Source organism: Aliihoeflea sp. PC F10.4 (assembly GCF_054612275.1).
Map to the genome: position 1 here is coordinate 1,664,212 of NZ_JBTSWH010000001.1, position 22,251 is coordinate 1,686,462.

The 22,251-nt window shown below is 66.2% G+C and carries 28 protein-coding genes; 27 read left to right on the plus strand and 1 reads right to left on the minus strand.

Features of this window, described 5'->3' with window-relative positions:
• Positions 1-106: 106 nt before the first annotated feature.
• From ACX82Z_RS08285 to ACX82Z_RS08410, 26 genes are all read left to right on the plus strand, one after another.
• Complete coding sequence (locus ACX82Z_RS08285; RefSeq protein ID WP_037520532.1) at positions 107-349, plus strand: helix-turn-helix domain-containing protein; 243 nt, start codon at positions 107-109, stop codon at positions 347-349.
• A 120-nt stretch (positions 350-469) separates the two neighbouring features.
• A complete protein-coding gene (locus ACX82Z_RS08290) occupies positions 470-733 on the plus strand; it encodes a DNA -binding domain-containing protein (RefSeq protein WP_037520533.1) in 264 nt (87 codons plus the stop codon).
• 118 nt (positions 734-851) lie between these two features.
• On the plus strand, positions 852-1,163 hold the full coding sequence (locus ACX82Z_RS08295) for a transcriptional regulator domain-containing protein (RefSeq protein WP_234791947.1): 312 nt from the start codon (positions 852-854) through the stop codon (positions 1,161-1,163).
• Positions 1,072-1,614 (plus strand): DUF2285 domain-containing protein, encoded by a 543-nt coding sequence (locus ACX82Z_RS08300; protein WP_394092743.1) that lies wholly within the window; start codon positions 1,072-1,074, stop codon positions 1,612-1,614. The genes ACX82Z_RS08295 and ACX82Z_RS08300 overlap by 92 nt, the downstream gene beginning before the upstream one ends.
• A 126-nt stretch (positions 1,615-1,740) precedes the next feature.
• Entirely contained in the window at positions 1,741-2,025 is a 285-nt protein-coding gene (locus ACX82Z_RS08305; protein ID WP_037520534.1) for a helix-turn-helix transcriptional regulator, read from the plus strand.
• Between the two features lie 11 nt (positions 2,026-2,036).
• Positions 2,037-2,924 (plus strand): replication initiator protein A, encoded by an 888-nt coding sequence (locus ACX82Z_RS08310; RefSeq protein WP_037520536.1) that lies wholly within the window; start codon positions 2,037-2,039, stop codon positions 2,922-2,924.
• Positions 2,925-3,132: 208 nt separating this feature from the next.
• A complete protein-coding gene (gene parA / locus ACX82Z_RS08315) occupies positions 3,133-3,771 on the plus strand; it encodes a ParA family partition ATPase (protein ID WP_037520537.1) in 639 nt (212 codons plus the stop codon).
• Positions 3,768-4,022, plus strand: coding sequence for a hypothetical protein (locus tag ACX82Z_RS08320; RefSeq protein WP_037520539.1), 255 nt, complete (start codon positions 3,768-3,770; stop codon positions 4,020-4,022). Before parA ends, ACX82Z_RS08320 begins: the two co-directional genes overlap by 4 nt.
• The gene (locus ACX82Z_RS08325; RefSeq protein WP_037520540.1) at positions 4,019-4,540 is read left to right on the plus strand and encodes a DUF2840 domain-containing protein; all 522 of its coding nucleotides are present in this window, start codon (positions 4,019-4,021) and stop codon (positions 4,538-4,540) included. The genes ACX82Z_RS08320 and ACX82Z_RS08325 overlap by 4 nt, the downstream gene beginning before the upstream one ends.
• Entirely contained in the window at positions 4,537-5,082 is a 546-nt protein-coding gene (locus tag ACX82Z_RS08330) for a S26 family signal peptidase (protein ID WP_037520543.1), read from the plus strand. Before ACX82Z_RS08325 ends, ACX82Z_RS08330 begins: the two co-directional genes overlap by 4 nt.
• Before the next feature lie 46 nt (positions 5,083-5,128).
• Complete coding sequence (locus ACX82Z_RS08335; protein WP_037520546.1) at positions 5,129-5,476, plus strand: DUF736 domain-containing protein; 348 nt, start codon at positions 5,129-5,131, stop codon at positions 5,474-5,476.
• Positions 5,477-5,479: 3 nt separating this feature from the next.
• Complete coding sequence (locus tag ACX82Z_RS08340; protein WP_051886771.1) at positions 5,480-6,241, plus strand: lytic transglycosylase domain-containing protein; 762 nt, start codon at positions 5,480-5,482, stop codon at positions 6,239-6,241.
• 244 nt (positions 6,242-6,485) lie between these two features.
• Entirely contained in the window at positions 6,486-8,225 is a 1,740-nt protein-coding gene (locus ACX82Z_RS08345) for a relaxase/mobilization nuclease domain-containing protein (protein WP_037520713.1), read from the plus strand.
• Positions 8,226-8,251: 26 nt separating this feature from the next.
• Positions 8,252-10,237 carry a conjugal transfer protein TraG gene (locus tag ACX82Z_RS08350; RefSeq protein ID WP_037520547.1) on the plus strand — a complete coding sequence of 662 codons (1,986 nt, stop codon included), beginning with the start codon at positions 8,252-8,254 and terminating at the stop codon, positions 10,235-10,237.
• Positions 10,238-10,246: 9 nt separating this feature from the next.
• The gene (locus tag ACX82Z_RS08355; protein WP_037520549.1) at positions 10,247-10,678 is read left to right on the plus strand and encodes a hypothetical protein; all 432 of its coding nucleotides are present in this window, start codon (positions 10,247-10,249) and stop codon (positions 10,676-10,678) included.
• Positions 10,679-10,847: 169 nt separating this feature from the next.
• A complete protein-coding gene (trbB, locus tag ACX82Z_RS08360) occupies positions 10,848-11,831 on the plus strand; it encodes a P-type conjugative transfer ATPase TrbB (RefSeq protein ID WP_430262660.1) in 984 nt (327 codons plus the stop codon).
• Complete coding sequence (locus tag ACX82Z_RS08365; RefSeq protein ID WP_037455233.1) at positions 11,828-12,160, plus strand: TrbC/VirB2 family type IV secretion system protein; 333 nt, start codon at positions 11,828-11,830, stop codon at positions 12,158-12,160. The genes trbB and ACX82Z_RS08365 overlap by 4 nt, the downstream gene beginning before the upstream one ends.
• Positions 12,160-12,441 (plus strand): VirB3 family type IV secretion system protein, encoded by a 282-nt coding sequence (locus ACX82Z_RS08370; RefSeq protein ID WP_008827607.1) that lies wholly within the window; start codon positions 12,160-12,162, stop codon positions 12,439-12,441. The genes ACX82Z_RS08365 and ACX82Z_RS08370 overlap by 1 nt, the downstream gene beginning before the upstream one ends.
• Positions 12,442-12,452: 11 nt before the next feature.
• Complete coding sequence (trbE, locus tag ACX82Z_RS08375) at positions 12,453-14,909, plus strand: conjugal transfer protein TrbE (protein ID WP_037520553.1); 2,457 nt, start codon at positions 12,453-12,455, stop codon at positions 14,907-14,909.
• Positions 14,906-15,676, plus strand: a complete 771-nt coding sequence (trbJ, locus tag ACX82Z_RS08380) for a P-type conjugative transfer protein TrbJ (protein WP_037520555.1) — start codon at positions 14,906-14,908, stop codon at positions 15,674-15,676. The genes trbE and trbJ overlap by 4 nt, the downstream gene beginning before the upstream one ends.
• 10 nt (positions 15,677-15,686) lie before the next feature.
• Positions 15,687-16,052: a putative entry exclusion protein TrbK-alt gene (gene trbK-alt, locus ACX82Z_RS08385; protein ID WP_459587932.1), complete on the plus strand. Its 366-nt coding sequence runs from the start codon at positions 15,687-15,689 to the stop codon at positions 16,050-16,052.
• 4 nt (positions 16,053-16,056) lie between these two features.
• Positions 16,057-17,421 (plus strand): P-type conjugative transfer protein TrbL, encoded by a 1,365-nt coding sequence (gene trbL, locus ACX82Z_RS08390; RefSeq protein ID WP_037520557.1) that lies wholly within the window; start codon positions 16,057-16,059, stop codon positions 17,419-17,421.
• Positions 17,421-18,104, plus strand: a complete 684-nt coding sequence (trbF, locus tag ACX82Z_RS08395) for a conjugal transfer protein TrbF (protein WP_037520558.1) — start codon at positions 17,421-17,423, stop codon at positions 18,102-18,104. The genes trbL and trbF overlap by 1 nt, the downstream gene beginning before the upstream one ends.
• Positions 18,101-19,150 carry a P-type conjugative transfer protein TrbG gene (gene trbG, locus ACX82Z_RS08400; RefSeq protein WP_037520560.1) on the plus strand — a complete coding sequence of 350 codons (1,050 nt, stop codon included), beginning with the start codon at positions 18,101-18,103 and terminating at the stop codon, positions 19,148-19,150. The genes trbF and trbG overlap by 4 nt, the downstream gene beginning before the upstream one ends.
• Positions 19,147-20,364 (plus strand): TraB/TrbI/VirB10 family type IV secretion system protein, encoded by a 1,218-nt coding sequence (locus ACX82Z_RS08405; RefSeq protein WP_037520563.1) that lies wholly within the window; start codon positions 19,147-19,149, stop codon positions 20,362-20,364. The genes trbG and ACX82Z_RS08405 overlap by 4 nt, the downstream gene beginning before the upstream one ends.
• A 2-nt stretch (positions 20,365-20,366) precedes the next feature.
• On the plus strand, positions 20,367-20,603 hold the full coding sequence (locus tag ACX82Z_RS08410; RefSeq protein ID WP_037520564.1) for a DUF2274 domain-containing protein: 237 nt from the start codon (positions 20,367-20,369) through the stop codon (positions 20,601-20,603).
• Here the strand turns inward: ACX82Z_RS08410 and ACX82Z_RS08415 are convergent.
• On the minus strand, positions 20,600-21,502 hold the full coding sequence (locus ACX82Z_RS08415) for a LysR family transcriptional regulator (RefSeq protein WP_038303941.1): 903 nt from the start codon (positions 21,500-21,502) through the stop codon (positions 20,600-20,602). The genes ACX82Z_RS08410 and ACX82Z_RS08415 overlap by 4 nt on opposite strands.
• 323 nt (positions 21,503-21,825) lie before the next feature.
• Between ACX82Z_RS08415 and ACX82Z_RS08420 the strand changes: the two genes are divergently transcribed.
• Complete coding sequence (locus ACX82Z_RS08420; protein ID WP_234791960.1) at positions 21,826-22,245, plus strand: MarR family winged helix-turn-helix transcriptional regulator; 420 nt, start codon at positions 21,826-21,828, stop codon at positions 22,243-22,245.
• Positions 22,246-22,251: the final 6 nt, after the last annotated feature.

Sequence of the window (22,251 nt, forward strand, 5' to 3'; positions counted from 1 at the left end):
GGCAGTCCGCTCGCCGAGGGCGAAATTGCTGGAATTCAGAGGCGAGAGCGACTATTATAGTCGTAGTTTTAGCGTGCGCGTAGGACCGTGTGGGAGGTGATCATGCATGATCACCGCCCGACAATTTCGGGCCGCACGCGCGTTGCTGGGTTGGACACAGGAGACGCTCGCGGACAAGGCCCGGGTCTCATTGACCGCTCTCAAGCGCCTCGAATCCCATAGCGGGCTGGAGGTGTACGAGACGACTCGCGATGAGGTGAGACGAGCTTTCGAACGCGCCGGCATCGTCTTCCTGAACTCCGACCAGGGCAAGGGAGTGCTGTTGGTCGATGCTAAGAAAGACGCCTGATTTTCCGGCTATCGCGGCAACGCGACGACGTCGCGCATGTGTTGCCCGCTTCATCATTGCGATCAAATCAGCGTTAACAATGTTTCCCGGAATGGATAAACCGCGTCTTCGGGGGATGTTGTGACCAAGACGGACTTTCTCGACCAGCCACCGGGCGGCGCGGCGCTGACGGCCTACGATCGGACGCATCTAAAGCTCTACGCCCGTCTGCTCGATGCCGAGGCGCAAGGGGCGGATTGGCGAGAGGTGGCTAAAGTCCTCTTCGACCTCGAGGCCGATCGGGACGAGCCCCGCGCTCGGCAGGTCTACGACGCACATCTTGAACGCGCCAGATGGATGACGCAGGGCGGCTTCTGCGAGTTCCTTGGCTCCCGCGCGCACTGAGGTGATGCGGAACGCGCATCACCTTCATCCACCTTCGTTATTCCCAAGCCTCATTCAACTTGGAATCGTGCCCCATGCATAACTCGCGTTGCGTCTTATTGCGCGGAGGCGGTGGAGGATGTCCGAGGACGAAAGCTGGCGGTCTGAGGCCGCTTACGATTACATCGATGCGCTAACGCCCGGTGATCTTGCCTGGGAGTTTCTGCGGCGCAACCCAGACTACAGAAAATCCTATCGGGAGCTGATAGCCGTCGGGCGCTTGAGCGAGAGCGCCGCGCGCGAGTTTGCCGCCCAATGGGGGTTGCGATTTCGTCGCCGACCCGCGCAACTCGGCGCTCATCCAGCCGATCTTCTGGACCCCGCAAGTCGATCCGGCTGCGATCATCCTGACGACAGGCCCAGCGCCCGATGGTCCCCCGTTCACCGCTGAAGATGTGCACGCCCATGTAATCCTTCAGTATGACGAGGCGCTCGTCCGGCTTGAGATGCGACGCGAAAGCTTTGACGTCGCGCTGACCGCATTGTCCAGCCGCCAAGCGCTCGCCGCGCTTCTCATTCTCGATGATCTGCTGCCGGACCGCCTCACCGCTTTGGCGCGCTTCTGGGCCGCCATCAAGAACCGGCGTGCGCCCGCCGACCCCCGAGTCACGCCGCAGCGCCAGCGGCGCGCTCGCCTGATGCTCCGCGTCGTCGACGCCCGTGTCGCAGGAGCGAGCTACCGCCAGATCGCCGCGCAGCTCTTCCCGAACCTCAAACACGACTCGGCGACTTGGGTCGAGAACCCTGTCCGCGAGACGACGGTCCGCCTTGCCCGGGACGGCCTGGCGTTCGTCCGTGGCGGCTACCGCAAAATCCTTCGGCTTCCGCGTCGCTCGCGATGACACGCCCTCGGTGTCGAAAATAACTTCCTAATTCCGTTCCTGTCGAACGCGCCGGCCTCCCGCCACGGTGCTCGCAACCCGCCGCTCGTTCGCAGCGGCAACCAGCGAGCACACGGAGGTGCGATCATGGCCGAAATAGCCGCCAGTATTCCGCAGCGCTATCTCAGAACGCAGGAAGCCGCGCGGTTCCTCGGCCTATCCGAGCGCACGCTCGAAAAGCACCGTACCTACGGAACCGGCCCGACCTATCGCAAGCTTGGTGGTCGCGTCGTCTATGCGGTGGAAGACCTCCAGGCCTGGGCGGACCAGGGTCTCGTGACCTCCACCTCCGATCCACGCGCAGGCACTGTTCTGCCCGCCAAGCGTCAGCCGAAATCTCCCGCCACCGCCGGCGGGCGCTTTCCGCGCTGAGACGGCGCGCCATGCCGTCCCGCCACCAGCATCGCGATGAGCGTGCGCAGCTCGATCTGTTCCGGGCGCTGCCCGGCGATCTTGCGCCCCGCGATGCGCAGGACCTCATGGCCTATCCATTCTTCTCGCTCGCCAAGTCGAAGCGCCTGGCGCCGATCGACTTCAAGGCAGGCTCGGTGAAGATTCGCGTCGAAGCCGTCGCCGAGCACGGCATGGCGACGATCTGGGACGCCGACGTCCTGATCTGGGCCGCCTCGCAGATCGTCGAAGCACGCGACCTCGGCCTGCGGCCGTCGCGCCTAATGGCGACCACTCCCTATGAAATCCTCAACTTCATCGGTCGTGGCGTGTCGCTGCGCGATTACGACCGCTTGAAGGCCGCACTCGATCGGCTTCAGTCGACCACGGTGGCGACGTCCATCCGTCAGCCGACCGAGCGGCGGATGCACCGCTTCTCCTGGATCAACGAGTGGAAGGAACGCGCCGATCACCGAGGCCGCCCGCTCGGGCTCGAACTGATAGTCCCCGACTGGTTCTACGGCGCCGTGCTGGACGACGCGCTCGTACTCACGATCGACCGAAACTACTTCGGCCTGACCGGCGGGCTCGAACGCTGGCTCTACCGCCTGGTGCGCAAGCACGGCGGTCGCCAGGAGTTCGGCTGGAGCTTCGACTTCCCGCATCTCCATTCGAAGTCCGGCAGCCTCTCGCCGCTCAAGCACTTCGCCTACGACCTCCGCGACATCGTCAAACGCCAGCCGCTCCCCGGCTACCGCCTGACCATCGAGCAGGGCGTCGGCGGTCCGGAAATCCTCTCCTTCGTGCCGACCGATCCGGATGCCCTCGGCACCCCGCGCCGTCGTCGCCGGACCAAATCTCACCCTGGGGATAAGCTGTGAATAGTGTCGTGCTATCAGGGACCGGCACTATCGTGCCATCGGGGACTGGACTCTCGTGCTATCGGGGACCGGAATCGTCGATTCCTCGCGCTGAATCAGCAGCTTGCGAGCCCCGTAACTTATCTAACCTAGATTCCTACGGAATCTTTCTAACGCAACGGCCGTTTTCGGCCGCTGTGGACGAGTCCCCGATCGCCGGGAGACCGTCATGATCGTCGCCCTCCTCAATCAGAAGGGCGGCGTCGGGAAGACGACGCTCGCCCTCCATCTCGCCGGCGAATGGGCTCGCCGTGGACAGCGTGTCACGCTGATCGACGCCGACCCACAGGGCTCGGCCCTCGACTGGTCGCAACAGCGCAGCCGGGAGGGGCTGGAGCGGTTGTTCGGTGTCGTCGGCCTGGCCCGCGACACGCTCCACCGTGAAGCGCCGGAGCTGGCCCGCGACGTCGACCATGTCGTGATCGACGGCCCGCCCCGTGTCGCGGGGTTAATGCGCTCGGCGCTTCTCGCGGCCGATCTCGTGCTGATCCCGGTGCAGCCGTCGCCGCTCGATGGCTGGGCGTCGGCCGAAATGCTGGCGCTGCTCGGCGAGGCCCGCATCTATCGCCCGCAGCTCGCCGCGCGCTTCGTGCTGAACCGGTGCGCTGCCCGCACGATCCTGGCGCGCGAGACCGCCGAAACGCTGGCGGATCACGACCCGCCCTTGCTCTCGACCACAATCGGCCAGCGCATCGTCTTTGCCGACGTTGTGCAGACCGGCCGGCTCGCCGCCGAGCAGGACGAGGATTGCCCTGGCGCGCGCGAGATCGCCGCGCTCGCGGCGGAAGTCGCGAGGATCGGCGCATGAGCGAGCGGTCCCCGAAGCGCAGCTTTGCGGCGCGTCCCGCCGATCCCGAAAGCTGGATCAAGGCGCCCGATCGCCACGCGCCCCGCGGCCAGCCCGCCGAGGATTTCTCGGCCCGGCTGACGATCGACGTAACCGCCGACATGCGGGGCCGCATCAAGATCACCGCCTTCCAGCGCGGCCAGACCGTCGCCGACATGCTGCGCGCGCTGTTCGAGCGCGAATTCCCACCCCCGTCAGGAGAAGGACAATGACCGGCCTTGTCGCCGCGCCAAAACGCGTCGGCCGTGCTGCCGCCGAGCCGCCGCCCGAAGCGTTCACCCAGGTCGAACTCGTCTGGATCGAGAAGCAGACGGAGCACTGGGTCCGCTTCGGTCGCGAGCGGCGCGAGCAGATCCTCGACCGCCGCCGTCGCATCCTCTTCTTCCCTCCCGGCAGCGTCCTCGCGCTGGTGCGCTGGGCGGGGAACGAACACGGCACCGTGGTCTCGCGCCTCGACATCCTACGCACAGTCGAGTGCGATGCGCCGTGTCAGACGGTCCCGACCGTGACGCCTGGCGCAGAGGTCCTGCTGCACGTCGATGGCTGGCCAAAGGTGGAGCGCATGCTCCAGTTCATCGACGCCATCGAAGCGCGCGGCATCGATCCGATCGAGGTTTCGCCGGACCATTGGCGCCATGTCCACAACCGAATGACCGTCGGCGAAACACCGCGCGCCTATGGTCCGCGCCAGCATCGCGCCTTTCTTCTGCGTCGGGAGATCGGCGCATGACCCGGCTTACCTACGCCATCGTCACTACGGCGGCCGTCTCGCTTATCGGCGTGGCTTCGATCGCTTCGTTCGCGCCGCGCCTGATCTGGAACGCGTCCGCCAGCACGCCGGTCGGCTTCTACACAATCGGCGACGTGGGCGCGCTCGACGTGACCGATCTGGTCGCCGTCGACGCACCCGAGCCGCTCGCAACCTTCCTGTCCGATGGCGGCTACCTGCCACGCGGCGTGCCGCTCCTGAAGCGCGTCGCCGCGGTCCCGGGACAACGGGTTTGCCGGACCGGGCTCGCCATCACGGTCGACGGCGTGCCGATGGGCGACGCGCTCGATCGCGATCGTCGCGGGCGCCCGCTGCCCGTCTGGCAGGGCTGCCGGTTGGTCGCGAACGGCGAGCTGTTCCTGATGAACTGGCAGGTCCGCGACAGCCTCGACGGTCGCTACTTCGGGCCGCTCCCGGCCTCCGCCGTGATCGGCCGGGCAACCCCTCTCTATACCGACGAGGACGGCGATAGCCGCTTCGTTTGGCGCGCGCCGACGCGGTGACGGCGCGCCCATGACCCTATCCACCGCAATATGAAGGAGACGACCCATGCCCGTGATCGGTCAATTCATTCGCGAAAATGATGGCTTCATCGGCCACCTGACGACGCTGTCCTTGCATCAGGACATCATCATCGTCGCGGCCGAGCCGTCCGATGCCGAGAACGCGCCCGACTACCGCGTCCATGTGCTCGACACGATGAGCAACGAGACCGGCGCGGAGATCGGCGCGGGCTGGAAGCGCACCGGCGAGAAGGCCGGCGACTACGTCTCGCTGCAGCTCGACGATCCGACCTTCGAACATCCGATCCGCGCCAACCTGTTCCAGTCGGCCGACGACAAATCCGCCTGGGGCCTGCACTGGAATCGCCCGCCGAAGCGCGGCGAGCGGGACTGAGCGATGCCCGCCGCGCGCATCAAGCCTGTCGTCGGAGGGAGGATCGCCCTCCGACGTGCAGCCCTCTTTCTCCTTTCCGGCCTGATCCTCGCCGCACCGGTCGCGAGCACTGCCCACGCCCAGCAGACGCCGGTCGAGCGGCCATCACGCAGCGATCCATATGGCCCTTACATCGCCGAGGCGGCGCAGCGTTTCGGCGTTCCAGAGGCATGGATACGCGCCGTCATGCGCGTCGAAAGCGCAGGCGATGTGCGCGCCATCTCTTCGGCCGGCGCAATGGGCCTGATGCAGATCATGCCCGCCACTTGGTCCGAACTGCGCGTCCGGCATCGGCTCGGCGGCAATCCCTACGATCCGCGCGACAACATTCTGGCCGGCGCTGCGTATCTGCGCGAGATGCACGATCGCTACGGATCGCCCGGCTTCCTGGCGGCCTACAACGCGGGTCCGGGCCGCTACGAAGAGTATCTCGCGGGCCGCCCATTGCCGGCTGAAACGCGCGCCTATGTCGCCGCGCTTGCCCCCGTTGTCCGCGGCGGTGACCTCGCCGGCCCCGTCGTTGTGGCGGCGGCCGATCCGCTCGCCTGGACGCGGGCGCCGCTCTTTGTCGTGCAGTCGGCTGGCAGTGGACCTGCAGCGCCGGTGCAGTCTGAGGGCGAGCCAGACGCGACGACGGCGGCGGCCCCGGAGCGCGATCAAGGCCCGGTGGCTTCGCGCACCGATGGCCTTTTCGTCGCGCGCAATGTCCCCGGTGGTCCGCGATGACCGCGTTCGCACCCGTTCGCATTGTGGCGTGTTCTGGCGGACGAAGGGCGGTCTGGAGAGGAGGAGCCGACAGCACAACCGCACGATGGCGAGATAAAAGCCGGCGATGTGCGGCTTGGTGCGGTCGTGTGTTTTCAGGGACTTATGGCGCATCTGCGCGAGGTGCGCCTGATCGGCGCAGCCTGCGCATTCGCCATTTCGCCAAAGAATTCCGCGCGATTGCGCGATGTGCGGGGCCTCGACCATGAGCGGCGAGGACGATTTCCGCATCCGGCCTGGTCGCATCCGCTCGACCCGCGCCCAGCAGGCACGGCCCTTCATCGCCCAGGCGCTCGCGGCCGCACAGCGGGCTGGCGGCCGCATCTCGCGCACCGGACAGATCAGCAAGGGCAACCGCTCGCGGTTCGGGCGCGGGCAGCGCGCGACGGTGCAGGCCAATCGTCTTCTCACGAGCCGATCGCGCAACACGGTCATCAAGACCCGCGTCGTCCGTCATAGCGCGCGGGCCGCGCCGCTCGCAGCTCACCTCAGCTACCTCCGCCGCGAGGGCGTCACCCGGGATGGAGAGAAGGCGCACCTGTTCGGCCCAGAGAGCGAGGACGCCGATCCGAAGGCCTTCGCCGAGCGCACCCAGGACGACCGGCATCACTTCCGGTTCATCGTCTCGCCCGAGGACGCGACGGATATGTCCGACCTCAAGACCTTCGCGCGCGAGCTTATGGGCCAGATGGAAAAGGACCTCGGCACCAAGCTCGACTGGATCGGTGTCGATCACTGGAACACCGACAACCCCCACGTCCACATCATCCTGCGGGGGCGGACCGATGACGGCCAGGACCTCGTCATCTCCCGCGACTACATCAAGGAGGGCATGCGCGCCCGCGCGCAGGACCTCGTCACCCAGGAGCTGGGGCCGCGGACAGAGCATGAGATCCGCCGCAACCTCGAACGGCAGGTCGGCGCGGAGCGCTGGACCGATCTCGATCGCCAGATCGCCCGCGACAGCTATCGCACGGGCGTGGCCGATCTCGCCCCGCATCCTGATCGCCAGCCCGACGAATTCCACGCGCTGAAGGTCGGCCGGCTACGGAAGCTGGAGACGCTGGGCCTCGCCGATCAGGTCGGCCCTGGTCAGTGGGTCGTCTCGGAGAATGCCGAGAAGACGCTGCGCGCGCTCGGCGAACGCGGCGACATCATCAAGCGCATCCATCGTGGCCTGAGCGAGCGCGGCATCGAGCGTGGCGCCGCGAGCTATGTGCTCGCCGGCGAGAGCCTCGACGATCCGATTATTGGGCGGCTTGTCGATCGGGGGCTCGATGACGAGCTGAAGGGCACGGCCTATGCCGTGGTCGACGGCACCGATGGGCGCACCCACCATATCAAGCTCCCCGATCTCGACGCCGCCGCCGACAGCGCGCCGGGGTCGATCGTCGAGTTGCGCAAGTTCGACGATGCGCAGGGTCGCCGCCGTGTCGCGCTCGCCGTTCGCTCCGATCTCGATATCGAGCGACAGGTCCATGCGACCGGCGCCACCTGGCTCGACCGGCAGGCCATCGCCCGCGAGCCGGTAGCACTCGGCGGCGGAGGCTTCGGCGCGGAAGTGCGCCAGGCCATGGACCGGCGGGCCGAACACCTCATCAGCCAAGGCCTCGCCGAGCGGCAAACGCGAGGCGTCAGCTTCTCGCCGGGGCTGATCGAGACCTTGCGCCAGCGCGAGGTCGAAGCGCTCGGAGAGAAGCTCGCGGCCGAGACCGGCCGACCATTCTCGAAGGCCGGAACGGGCGAGTATGTGGCAGGCACCTATCGGCAGCGCTTCGCGCTCGCCTCGGGCCGCTTCGCCATGATCGACGACGGCCTCGGCTTCCAGCTCGTGCCCTGGTCGCCATCCCTCGAACGCCAGCTCGGCCAGCACATCTCCGGCGTCTCGCGCGGAGGCGGCGGCGTCGACTGGAGCTTCGGCCGCAATCGCGGCCTCGGCATCTAGCCCAAACAAGAAAGGAGTGCCCCGCCATGTCGGCGACGAAGATTCTTTGGGGCCAGATCCTCACCGTCTTCCTGATCGTGTTGATGACGACCTGGGGCGCGACGCAATGGACTGCCTACCGTTTCGGTTTCCAACCTCAGCTCGGGCAGCCATGGTTCGAGCTCGCCGGATGGCCGATCTACTATCCGCCCGCCTTCTTCTGGTGGTGGTACTTCTACGATGCCTATGCGCCGCCGATCTTCGTCGAAGGCGCCTATATCGCCGCGTCGGGTGGCTTCATCTCCATCGCGGTCGCGATTGGCATGTCAGTGTGGCGAGCACGCGAAGCGAAGAACGTCGAGACCTATGGTTCGGCCCGCTGGGCGCGCCCTGACGAGTTGAAGGCCGCGGGCCTGCTCGGTCCAGATGGTGTCGTGCTCGGCAAACACGAGCGTGACTATCTTCGACATGACGGCCCCGAGCATGTGCTGTGCTTCGCGCCGACGCGTTCCGGCAAGGGCGTGGGCTTGGTGGTGCCCTCGCTCTTGACCTGGCCGGGCTCGGCGATCGTCCATGACATCAAGGGCGAGAACTGGACGCTGACCGCCGGCTATCGCGCTCGGCATGGCCGCGTGCTGCTCTTCGATCCAACGAACGCGAAGTCGGCCGCCTACAATCCGTTGCTCGAGGTGCGACGCGGCGAATGGGAAGTCCGCGACGTGCAGAACATCGCCGACATTCTGGTCGATCCGGAAGGGTCGCTCGAGAAACGGAACCACTGGGAGAAGACGTCGCACGCACTTTTGGTCGGGGCAATCCTCCACGTCCTCTATGCCGAGGCCGACAAGACCCTCGCCGGCGTCGCCGCTTTCCTGTCCGATCCGAAGCGGCCGATCGAGTCGACGCTCGCGGCGATGATGAAGACCGCCCATCTCGGCGACGCGGGCCCGCACCCGGTGATCGCCAGCGCGGCGCGCGAGCTGCTCAACAAATCCGACAACGAGCGATCCGGCGTGCTGTCGACTGCGATGTCTTTCCTCGGCCTGTATCGCGATCCCGTCGTGGCCGAGGTCACCCGGCGCTGCGACTGGCGCATCGCCGACATGGTCGGCGGCAAGCATCCGACCACGCTCTACCTCGTGGTCCCGCCATCCGACATCAACCGGACCAAACCACTGATCCGGCTGATCCTCAACCAGGTCGGACGCCGGTTGACCGAGGATCTCCAGGCCAAGAGCAACCGCCATCGGCTGCTACTCATGCTCGACGAGTTTCCCGCGCTGGGCCGGCTCGACTTTTTCGAGAGCGCCCTGGCGTTCATGGCGGGTTACGGCCTGAAGGCGTTCCTAATCGCTCAGTCGCTGAACCAGATCGAGAAGGCCTACGGTCCGAACAACTCGATCCTCGACAACTGCCATGTTCGGGTCAGCTTCGCGACAAATGACGAGCGGACCGCGAAACGCGTTTCGGATGCGCTCGGCACCGCCACCGAGATGAAGGCGATGAAGAACTATGCCGGCCACCGGCTATCGCCTTGGCTCGGCCACATGATGGTGTCGCGCTCTGAGACCGCCCGACAGCTTCTGACGCCGGGGGAGATCATGCAGCTTCCCCCTTCCGATGAGATCGTCATGGTCGCCGGCATTCCGCCGATCCGGGCGAAAAAGGCGCGATATTATGAGGATCAGCGGCTTCAGGAGCGCATCTTGGCTCCGCCGACCCTGACGAAGCCGAGGACAGGTCAAGCCGACGACTGGAGCAAATTGGCGCTGCCGTCAGCGCCCGATCTCCACGCACCGATCGCCGCGCAGGAGGCGTCGGACGATGATCCGACAGAATCCGAGCGTCGCCATCAGCCCGAACTCAGCCGAACGAAGACCGTCGAGCGCAAGGCAGTCATCGAGAACGAGTTCGAAATCGATCCTCGGGATGACGTCGAGGAGGATGCCGCGCGCCTCAGCCGCATGACCCAGACCATGCGCCAGGTCGCCCGTCAGGCATCGCTCGACCCGGGCGACGGGATCGAGTTGTAGGGGGCGGCCGTGACGAAACCTCTCAAGAAACAGCGGCTGTCGGTCTATCTCGATCCCGATGTGATGAAGGCGCTCGCCGCGCACGCCGCGCGGCGAGACCTATCCCTGTCGCTGGTCGCAGAAGCAGGCATCGCCTCCTTCTTGTCGCCTGATGCCGCGGAACGGCAAGAGGCGGCCACCACTAAGCGGCTCGACCAGCTCGATCGTCGCATCGCGCGGATGGAGCGCGATCTTGGCATTTCAGTCGAGACGCTCGCCGTGTTCATTCGCTTCTGGCTGACGTCCAATCCGCCACTGCCAGAGCCGGCACAGGTTGCGGCGCGCGCCAAGGCCGCCGAGCGCTACGAAGCTTTCGTCACCGCCCTTGGCCGACGACTCGCGCAAGGACCGAAGCTCAGGCAGGAAATCGCGGAAGACATTCCCGCGCGCGACGCGGAATAATCACTGATCTACGCATCGCAAGTATTCGGGCGTTCCGCCGTTTCCCTGTCTTTGTACGCCACAGTACGACGACCACATTATGGTTGTTGTCAGGCCATGATTTCTGCCTCTTCTACTCATCCCCGATCCAGGGCCGCATGTCGCGGTCCCGCAAGAGAACGGGGACGACGTGGCGGCCACTCACCAGAAATCGGAAGCGATCCTTCGCGGTGCGCGCATGCTGCGCACAGCCCTCGGGTCCGCGATCGCCACGTTTCTGGAAGATCCCGCGATCGTCGAGGTGATGCTCAACCCCGATGGGCGGCTCTGGGTCGACCGGCTTTCCGAGGGGCTTTCCGATACGGGTGAGCGACTGTCGCCGTCAGACGGCGAGCGCATTATCCGCCTCGTCGCCCATCACGTCGGCGCCGAAGTTCATCCGGGTGCCCCGCGTGTCTCGGCCGAACTGCCCGAGACGGGGGAGCGGTTCGAGGGGCTGTTGCCCCCCGTGGTGTCCGCGCCGGCTTTTGCGATCCGCAAGCCGGCCGTCGCCGTGTTCACGCTCGACGACTATGTCGCCGCCGGGATCATGGCGGCGGCTCAAGCCGAGACCTTGCGCCAGGCGGTTGCCGATCGGCGCAATATCCTCGTCGCCGGCGGCACCTCGACCGGCAAGACCACGCTCACCAACGCACTGCTCGCCGAGGTCTCCAAGACCTCGGATCGCGTCGTCCTGATCGAGGACACCCGCGAGTTGCAATGCGCGGCACCCAACCTCGTCGCGATGCGCACGAAGGACGGCGTCGCCTCGCTCTCCGATCTCGTCCGTTCCTCGCTTCGCCTGCGCCCCGACCGCATTCCCATCGGCGAGGTGCGCGGCTCCGAGGCGCTGGACCTCCTAAAGGCCTGGGGCACCGGCCACCCCGGCGGCGTCGGGACCATCCACGCTGGCACCGCCATCGGCGCGCTCCGCCGCATGGAGCAGCTCATTCAGGAAGCCGTCGTTACCGTCCCGCGCGCGCTGATCGCCGAGACGATCGATCTCGTCGCCGTGCTCTCCGGCCGCGGCGCTTCGCGCCGCCTGGCTGAACTCGCTCGCATCGAGGAACTCGGCCCCGACGGCGACTACCGCGTCATCCCCGCAAGCCAGCCCCTCACAGGAGACCCGTCATGATCAAGCACGCCCTGCGCATCCGCCGCCACATCGCCACGGCGGTGTCGGTCACTTTCCTCACACTCGCCCTGGCGCCGGCCGCCCACGCGTCGGGTTCGTCGATGCCCTGGGAGGCGCCGCTTCAGTCGATCCTTGAATCGATCGAGGGGCCGGTCGCCAAGATCATCGCGGTGATGATCATCATCATCACCGGCCTGACCCTGGCCTTCGGCGACACGTCGGGCGGCGCCCGCAAGCTGATCCAGATCGTGTTCGGCCTGTCGATCGCCTTCGCCGCGTCGAGCTTCTTCCTGTCCTTCTTCTCGTTCGGCGGCGGGGCGCTCGTCTGATGGCCGACGGCGCGGATCATGGCGGCGAACTGCCGGGCTTCTCAGTCCCGGTCCACCGGGCGCTGACCGAGCACATCCTGCTCGGCGGCGCGCCGCGTTCGCTGGCCATCCTGAACGGCACTCTGGCCGCCGCGCTCGGCCTCGGCCTGCGCCTCTGGCTGGTCGGCCTCGGCCTCTGGGCCGTCGGGCATTTCGCGGCCGTCTGGGCCGCCAAGCGCGATCCCCAGTTCGTCGACGTCGTGCGCAAGCATCTGCGCATCCCCGGCCACCTGTCGGTCTGAGGAGCGACGCGATGATGAACCTTGCCGAGTATCGCAACCGCAACACCCGGCTCGCCGACTACCTCCCTTGGGTAGCGCTGGTCGGCGAAGGCATGGTGCTGAACAAGGACGGGAGTTTGCAGCGCACGGCGCGCTTTCGCGGCCCCGACCTCGACAGCGCCGTACCGGCCGAGCTGGTGGCCGTCGCCGGCCGGCTCAACAATGCCTTTCGTCGCCTCGGCTCCGGCTGGGCGATCTTCGTCGAGGCGCAGCGCCATGGCGCCGCCACCTATCCGGCCAGCATGTTCGCCGACAGCGCTTCCGGCCTGGTCGATGCCGAGCGCAAGGCCGACTTCGAGGAAGCCGGCGCGCATTTCGAGTCGAGCTATTTCCTGACCTTCCTCTATCTGCCACCGGCCGAGGACGCCGCCCGCGCCGAGACCTGGCTCTACGAGGGTCGCGATCATGCCGGCGTCGATGCGCACGAGGTACTGCGCGGCTTCGCAGACCGCACCGATCGCATCCTTCAACTCATCGACGCCTTCATGCCGGAATGTGCCTGGCTCGATGACGGCGAGACGCTGACTTATCTGCATTCCACCGTCTCGACGAAGCGGCACCGCGTCCGCGTCCCCGAGACACCGATGTATCTCGACGCGCTACTCGCCGACCAGCCGCTGACCGGCGGGCTGGAGCCGCGCCTGGGCGATGCGCATCTTCGCATCCTCACCATCGTCGGCTTCCCGACCGCGACCACGCCCGGCATCCTTGACGAGCTGAACCGACTGGCCTTTCCCTATCGCTGGTCGACCCGCGCCGTCCTCCTCGACAAGACCGACGCGACGAAGCTGCTGACCAAGATCCGGCGGCAATGGTTCGCCAAGCGCAAGTCGATCGCTGCAATCCTCAAGGAGGTGATGACCAACGAGGCCTCGGCACTGGTCGACACCGACGCGGCGAACAAGGCAGCCGACGCCGACATGGCGCTGCAGGAGCTGGGCGCCGACTATGCCGGCCAGGCCTATGTGACGGCGACGATCACCGTCTGGGACGACGATCCGCGCATCGCCGCCGAGAAGCTGCGGATGGTCGAGAAGGTCATCCAGGGCCGCGACTTCACCGCGATGCCAGAGACGATCAATGCGGTGGATGCCTGGCTCGGCAGCCTGCCGGGCCATGTCTACGCCAATGTCCGGCAACCGCCGATCTCGACACTGAATCTCGCCCATATGATCCCGCTGTCGGCGGTGTGGGCGGGACCGGAACGGGACGAGCACTTCGACGCACCCCCACTGCTTTACGGCAGAACCGAAGGCTCGACCCCGTTCCGGCTTTCCATCCATGTCGGCGATGTCGGCCATACGCTGATCGTCGGCCCCACAGGCGCCGGCAAGTCCGTGCTGCTGGCGCTGATGGCGCTGCAATTCCGGCGCTATGCGCAATCCCAGGTGTTCGCGTTCGACTTCGGCGGCTCGATCCGCGCTGCCGCACTCGCCATGCGCGGCGACTGGCATGATCTCGGCGGTGGGCTTACCGAAGGATCGGACGACAGCGTGTCGCTCCAGCCGCTGGCCCGCATCGACGACGTCGCCGAGCGGGCCTGGGCCTCCGACTGGCTGATCGCGATCCTGGGGCGCGAGAGCGTTGCCGTCACGCCCGAGGTCAAGGAGCACCTCTGGTCGGCGCTGTCGTCGCTCGCCTCCGCACCGATCGCCGAGCGGACTCTGACGGGCCTGTCGGTCCTCCTCCAGTCCAACGACCTGAAGCAGGCGCTGCGACCCTATTGCGTCGGCGGTCCCTACGGCCGGTTGCTCGACGCCGAGACCGAGCATCTGGGCGAGGCCAATGTTCAGGTCTTCGAGACCGAAGGTCTGATCGGCACCGGCGCTGCCGCCGCCGTGCTCGCCTATCTCTTCCACCGCATCGAGGACCGCCTCGACGGTCGCCCAACCCTGCTGATCGTCGATGAAGGCTGGCTCGCGCTCGACGACGAGGGCTTCGCCGGCCAGCTCCGCGAATGGCTGAAGACCCTGCGCAAGAAGAACGCCAGCGTCGTCTTCGCCACGCAGTCGCTCTCCGACATCGACGGCTCGGCGATCGCCCCAGCCATCATCGAAAGCTGCCAGACCCGCATCCTGCTCCCGAACGAACGCGCGATCGAGCCACAGATCACCGCCATCTATCGCCGCTTCGGCCTCAACGATCGCCAGATCGAGATCCTCGCGCGCGCGATGCCCAAGCGCGACTATTACTGCCAGTCCCGCCGCGGCAACCGGCTCTTCGAGCTGGGTCTGTCGGACGTAGCGCTGGCGCTCTGCGCCGCCTCGTCGAAGCAGCACCAGGCGCTGATCGCCGCGGTTCACGCCCGCAGCGGCACGGATGGTTTCCTTGCCGAATGGCTTGGCGAGAACCGGCTCGGCTGGGCCGCCGACCTCATCGCCGACCTCACCAACATCACCCCCCAAACCGATCCGGAGGCACGCCCATGACCCGTTCCGTTCGTTCCCGCTCACGCGCGCTGCGCATCGGCGCCGCGCTCCTTGCCGCGCCGCTCGCGCTGTCGCCAATCTTCGCCCCGCCGGCCGCCGCACAGTGGATCGTCTATGATCCGACCAACTATGCGCAGAACGTCCTGACGGCGGCGCGCACGCTCCAGCAGGTCAATCAGCAGATCACCCAGCTTCAGAATGAAGCGACCATGCTGATCAATCAGGCTCGCAATCTCGCGAGCCTGCCGTACTCATCGATTCAGCAGCTTCAGCAGTCGGTGCAGCGCACCCAGCAACTTCTCGCGGAGGCGCAGGGCATCGCCCTCAACGTCCAGCAGATCGACCGTGCGTTTCAGACCACCTATGGCAACGCGTCGATGTCGGCGTCCGATCAGGCGCTCGTCGCGGGAGCGCGCGAGCGCTGGCAGAACACAGTCGGAGGCTTGCAGGACGCCATGCGCGTGCAGGCCGGCGTCGTCGGCAACATCGACACCAATCGCGGTGAGATGACGGCGCTCGTCGGCCAAAGCCAGGGCGCGACCGGCGCGCTTCAGGCGACGCAGGCGGGCAATCAGCTTCTCGCCCTGCAAGCACAACAGCTCGCTGACCTCACCGCCGTCGTTGCCGCCAATGGCCGCGCACAGAGCCTCTCCGAGGCCGAGCGGGCGGCAGCGGCCGAACAGGGCCGCGAACAGCGCCGCCGCTTCCTGACGCCGGGCACGGGCTACCAGCCCGGCAACGCCCGCATGTTCCCGAACGGCAACTGAGGACATGGTCATGGGCGGCAAGATGCTCGCGCGGCTTGGCGCCGTCGTGTTCGTCGCGGTCGCGGTCACCGCGACCGCGATCGAGATGACCCGCAAGGAGGAAGCGCCGGCGGCCTGGCCATCCGGCCGCTCTACCCAGGCTCAGGCCGATCCCCTGCGTGACGAATTGATCCGCTGCCAGTCCCTTGGCGAAGCGGGGCCGCGCGATCCGGGGTGCCTCCGAGCCTGGGCAGAGAACCGTCATCGCTTTCTCGCGCCCGGCGCTCGTCCGATGGAGCGTCTCCCCGAACCGCCTCCGCCGAATGCGATTCCGCGCGAGATCCCCGACAATCCGATCCGCCGTGAAAGCGCGCCCCAGCCCGACGAGGCACGGTAGTATCATGGGCGGCACCGGCGTCATCGACCACTTCCTCGAGGTCTTCACCCGCTACATAGACAGCGGCTTCGGCCTGCTTAGCGGCGAAGTCGCGTTCATCGCCACAACGCTGATCGTCATTGACGTGACGCTAGCGGCGCTGTTCTGGAGCTGGGGCGCCGACGACGACATCATCGCACGGTTGGTGAAAAAGACGCTGTTCGTCGGGGTCTTCGCCTACATCATCGGCAACTGGAACAATCTCGCTCGGATCATCTTCGAGAGCTTCGCAGGCCTTGGCCTGAAGGCCAGCGGCACGGGCTTCACGACAGCCGACCTTCTGCGCCCCGGCAAGGTCGCTCAGACCGGGCTCGACGCCGGACGGCCGCTGCTCGATTCGATCTCCAGCCTGATGGGCTACTGGTCGTTCTTCGAGAACTTCATCCAGATCGCCTGCATGTTCCTGGCGTGGGCTCTGGTGCTGCTCGCCTTCTTCATCCTCGCCATCCAGCTCTTCGTCACACTCATCGAGTTCAAGCTGACGACGCTCGCCGGCTTCGTGTTGATCCCGTTCGGCCTGTTCGGCAAATCCGCCTTCATGGCCGAACGCGTGCTCGGCAACGTCATCTCATCCGGCATCAAGGTCCTGGTCCTCGCCGTCATCATCGGCATTGGCTCTACGCTGTTCTCCGAGTTCACATCCGGCTTCGGCGGCCAGAACCCATCTATTGACGAGGCTATGGCGATCGTGCTCGCCGCTCTGTCGTTGCTTGGCCTCGGCATCTTCGGTCCCGGGATCGCGAGCGGCATCGTCTCCGGCGGTCCTCAACTCAGCGCCGGCGCCGCCGTCGGCACAGGCCTCGCCGCAGGCGGCATGGTGGCGGCAGGCGTCGGCGCGGTCGGCGCAGCCGCGTCCGGCGGCGCGGCACTCGCCGGTGGCGCAGCAGCAGCCGCCCGTGGCGGTGCTGCGCTCGCAGGCGGGGCTTCCACTGCCTACAGCCTTGGCGCTGCCGGGCAGTCCGGCGCGACAGGTGTCGCCTCGGGGCTTGGCGGGGTCGCTCGTGCCGGTGGCAGCGCTGCGGTCTCACCGCTCCGCCGTGCGGCCTCCCGCGCCGCCGAGAGCATGCGCTCCAGCTTCAACGCCGGTGGCAAAGCCGCGTTCGAGGCGACGGGCGGCTCCTCCACCATGGGCTCGATCGGCGGTGATGCCGCCGGTGACGGCGCCGCGTCCTCCGGTGCCGCCAATGCCGGCGGACCGCCCGCCTGGGCGCAGCGGATGCGCCGCTCCCAGCGCATGACCCATGCCGTGCAAGCCACGGCCCATGCCGTCCGCTCCGGCGACGCCCACGGCGGCGGCTCCTCCGTCAACCTGTCCGAAGGCGATCGCTGATGTTCAAACGACCCACCACCCATTACGGCAAAGCGGCCGAACCCGAGACGCCGTATCAGCGCGCGGCGCAGGTCTGGGATGAGCGCATCGGCGCCTCTCGCATCCAGGCCAAAAACTGGCGGCTCATGGCCTTCGGCTCCCTGATCCTCTCCGCCGGTTTCGCTACCGCGCTCGTCGTGCAGTCGGCACGCGGAACGATCGTGCCGTGGGTGGTGCAGGTCGATCGCGTCGGTCAGGCTCAAGCCGTGGCGCCGGCCGAGGCCGACTATCGTCCCACCGATCCGCAGATCGCCTTCCACCTGGCGCGCTTTATCGAGCAGGTCCGCTCGATTCCTGCCGACGCGATCATCGTGCGTCAGAACTGGTTGCGGGCATACGACTTCACGACCGATCGCGGGGCGATGGCGCTCAATGACTATGCCCGCTCGAACGACCCGTTCACGCGGGTCGGCCGCCAGCAGGTCGCCGTCGACGTCTCAAGCGTCATCCGCGCGTCTCCCGACAGTTTCCGCGTCGCCTGGGTCGAACGTCGTTATGAGAACGGCCAGCTCGCCGAAACCACGCGCTGGACGGCGATCCTGACGATCGTCGTGCAGATTCCTCGCAACGCCGACCGGCTCAGGGCCAATCCGCTCGGCATCTACGTCAACGCCATCAACTGGTCACGGGAGCTTGGGCAATGAAGCCGTCTTTCCGTAAAGCCGGAAATCCGGCTTCACACACAATCGTATTCGCAGTTCTGCGGAAAGCCGCATTCCCTGCGGTCCTGCTGGCGACGAGCGCGCTGGCCGGCTGTGCGACCACCAATCCACCGCCGGAAATCTCCTACGACAATGCGGCCCCGGCTGTGCAGACGGTCGATCCGCCAGCGCCCGTCACCGTGGTCGAGCTGCCGCGGCCGCTGCCGCTACCCGGCCAGTTGCAGCCCGTGCCGGAGACGCGACGCGCGCCCGAGCCGACCAACCCGACGGCGCGCGTCAATCAGGCCAATGAGGCGGCCCGCGTCCAGCCGGTGCGCGACGGCTTCATCAACTCCATGCAGGTCTATCCCTGGACGCAAGGGGCGCTCTATCAGGTCTATACTGCTGTCGGGCAGATCACCGACATCGCGCTTCAGCCGGGCGAGCAGCTCGTCGGCGCCGGTCCGGTGGCGGCCGGGGACACGGTCCGCTGGATCATTGGCGACACCGAGAGCGGATCGGGCGCGACGCGCCAAATCCATATCCTCGTGAAGCCGACGCGGGCCGACCTGATGACGAACCTCGTCATCAACACCAACATGCGCACCTATCACATGGAGCTGCGCTCGACCGAGCGGACCTATATGGCATCGGTCTCCTGGCAGTATCCGCAGGACCAGCTCATCGCCCTGCGCCGGCAGAACGCCGAGGCGCAGGCCGCCCAGCCGGTGGCGAGCGGAGTCGATCTCGCCAACGTCAACTTCCGCTACGCGATCGAGGGTGATCGCGCGCCCTGGCGGCCGCTGCGCGCCTTCGATGACGGCCGCCAGGTCTTCATCGAGTTTCCGCGCGGCATCGGTCAGGGCGAGATGCCGCCGCTCTTCGTCGTCGGCCCCGAGGGCAATACCTCCGAGCTGGTGAACTACCGCGTTCGCGGCCACCACATGATCGTCGACCGCCTGTTCGCCGCCGCCGAACTGCGTTTCGGCTCCGGTCGCGAGCAGAAGCGCGTCAGGATCTTCCGCACCGACGGAAGGCCGACCTCATGAGCGAGAACCCGCCCCGGAATGAGGAAGTGCCCGACGATGGGCAGCCCTTGACCGGCGAGCCGGTCGGGCCAGCGCCGATGCGCCTGCGCGCCGAACCGCCCCGCGTCACGCGGTTATCGCGGAAGGTTCTCGCCGGCCTCGGTCTTGTCGCCAGCGTTGGGCTCGGCGGTGCGCTGATCTACGCGCTTCAGACACGCGACGGCGGTCGGCCGAACGACGAACTCTATTCGACCGAGAACCGCTCGACCGCTGACGGACTGGCCGGCCTGCCGCGAGATTACAGTGGCGTGCCGCAGCTCGGTCCGCCACTTCCCGGTGACCTCGGGCGGCCGATCCTCAGCACCCAGGATCGCGGACAGCCGGTGCCGACACCCGGAATCGCCACGCCCAATCCCGGCATCAGCCCGGAAGAGCAGCGCCGCCTTCAGGAGATCGAGACCGCGCGGACCAGCCGCCTTTTCTCCGGATCGGAAAGCCGGGGGGCGCCCGCTGCGGCGGGAGGTGTCCCGGCACTCCCGCCCGCGCCGGATTTGACGAGCCTCGGCCTCGCGCCGCCGCCGGCCACACCCTCCGCGCAGGATCGCCAGAATGCCTTCCTCAACGCAGCGGCCGATCGCCGGACGGTCGCGCCCGATCGCGTCGTTGCTCCGGCGTCGCCGAACATCCTTCAGGCCGGCGCAGTCATCTCGGCGGCGCTCATAACCGGCATCCGATCCGACCTCCCGGGACAGATCACCGCCCAGGTGACGGAGAACATCTACGATAGTCCGACAGGCCGCATCCTTCTGGTGCCCCAGGGCACGCGCGTCATCGGCCAGTACGACAACAACGTGCAGTTCGGGCAAAGCCGTGTGCTGCTTGTCTGGAACCGGCTGATCTTTCCGAATGGCCGCTCGATCGTGCTCGAGCGCCAGCCAGGTGCCGATGCCGAAGGTTTCGCCGGCCTGCAGGACGGCGTCGATTACCACTGGTGGGATCTCGCCAAGGCGGCGGGACTTTCCACGCTGCTCAGCGTCGGCGCCGAACTCGCCGTGGACAATGATGATCGCTTGATCCAGGCGATCCGCAACGGCGGTCAGGACACGCTTAACGACGCGGGTCAGCAGATCGTCAGACGGCAGCTTAATGTGCCACCGACGCTCACCGTCCGGCCAGGATTCCCTGTCCGGGTTATCGTGACGCGCGATCTCGTGCTCGAACCATATGGGGGATGATAATGTCGAAGCTCAAGCTGGGGCCTATCGCGGAAGAAAAGCCGATCAAAGTTCAAGTCGAGTTGCCTGCTGCTCTTCATCACGACTTGGCCGACTATGCCGATCTGTTAGGGCGCGAACAAGGGCAGCCTGCGGTCGATCCGGCTAGGTTGATCGTTCCTATGTTGCAGCGGTTCATCGCGACCGACCGCGGTTTTGCAAAAGCTAGGCGAGCTACGACGCAAAAGACCGAAGATTAGCCAAGACTCCTCCCCTTCAACCCTGAGAGGGTGTCGAGACATTTCAGCAGCAGTGGTAGGGCGGGATTGTCGTTGTCGCAGCATGAAATCGTAGCAGCCGTAGGCGCTCGGGCCGATGAAAGCGGGACCAACGCGATGTCAGTTTGGCGAACCAACGTCGTGATGGTTAAACCGAAGCCCTGCTCGACCATGGTGAGGAGTGTCTCCCGGCTGACCTGTTGAATGGATAGTTGAACCTCTCCTTCTACGGCTCCTACCATGCGCTTGAGCAAGTCAGAGAGTTCACGTCCGGCACCGTCGGAACGAACGAGGAAGACCTCGTCGCAGATGTCTTCCCAAGCCAATTGCATTCGCGACGCCAACTGGTGACGCTGGGACAATGCCACAAACAAAGTGGGATCGCAGAAGCGTCGAATGTGAAACTGGCGGTTGCTGTTTGTGCGAAGGCAAATTGCGGCATCCAGTAATCCACGCCGCACCCGCGATGTATTCTCTTCTGACGTGCCTTCCTCGAGCTTCACCTCGATAGTCGGATATTGATGTCGAAAGTCCGCGAGAAGGTCGATGATTGGGCCCGCCGGAAACGCTTCGAGCATCCCAAATCTGATAAGCCCGGTCTTGAGGTTTCGTGTGGACCGGATCTCCGTCGCAGCCTCGCGCAGGTATCGCGCTCCTACAGCCGCGTGCTGAAGAAAGCGTGCTCCCTCGGGCGTTAGCGCGGCACCTGTTCTTGTGCGCTCGAACAGCGAAACGCCAAGCTGACGCTCTAGCATCTGCACCCGACGGCTCACGGTAGATTGGGAGATCGCAATGCGTTCGGCCGCCCGGCGAAAGCTACCTGCCTCGGCGACCTGGATCGCGTATTTGAGGTATCGCAGATCAAGCGTCAGATCGGGCATGATGCCCCTCCGTGGCTGCCGCCATTCAAGCGCACGAGCAGCGCGCGAAATTTTAAGCCGCCAGTGGACGGCGCATCTCTTTCGATCTCAGGCGAGGAATCCGAGCCGAGTCCTTCGGTGAGCATGACCATCTCCGAATCCCAGAAATGTATGCGGCAGTCATACATCTTCGGACACTTGATGTCTATGCGTCACGCATATATCGTTGACGGATGGAGCCGGCGGCAGCCAAATATCATTTTGGTGCACTAGCGCTCGCGGTGGCTGACAACATCGCGAGTGCCTCAGCCTCGCTTTCGCCGAGCGGACCAGCGGCTGCGCTGATGATCCTTCTTAGTGTTGAGCCTGGGGTGCCTATCGGCGTCCTAGCTAGCCGGCTTCGGCTTTCCCATGCCGGGACGGTGCGATTGATCGACAGGCTTGAAACCGATCATCTGGTCGAACGGCGGCGACACACCGTCGACAGACGGGCGCGTTTCATCCACCTCACCAATTCCGGTGAGGAGATGACTAGAGCTTTGCTCAGAGCGCGCGAGCAGGTGATCGCGGCGTGGGTCTCGCCCCTATCGCCCATGGACCTGAACGACCTAGGCGCGTTGTCCGAGCGGCTCCTCGAAAACGGGTTGAACAAAAATGAGCTCGCAAGCCTCCGGCATCTGGGCGGCTACCCGAGGCCACGACCTACTGAAAGCGCGACGCCGCCAGCCCGCTCGCCACCCCGGCGTCCTTCGAAGAACGACTGACGAGAA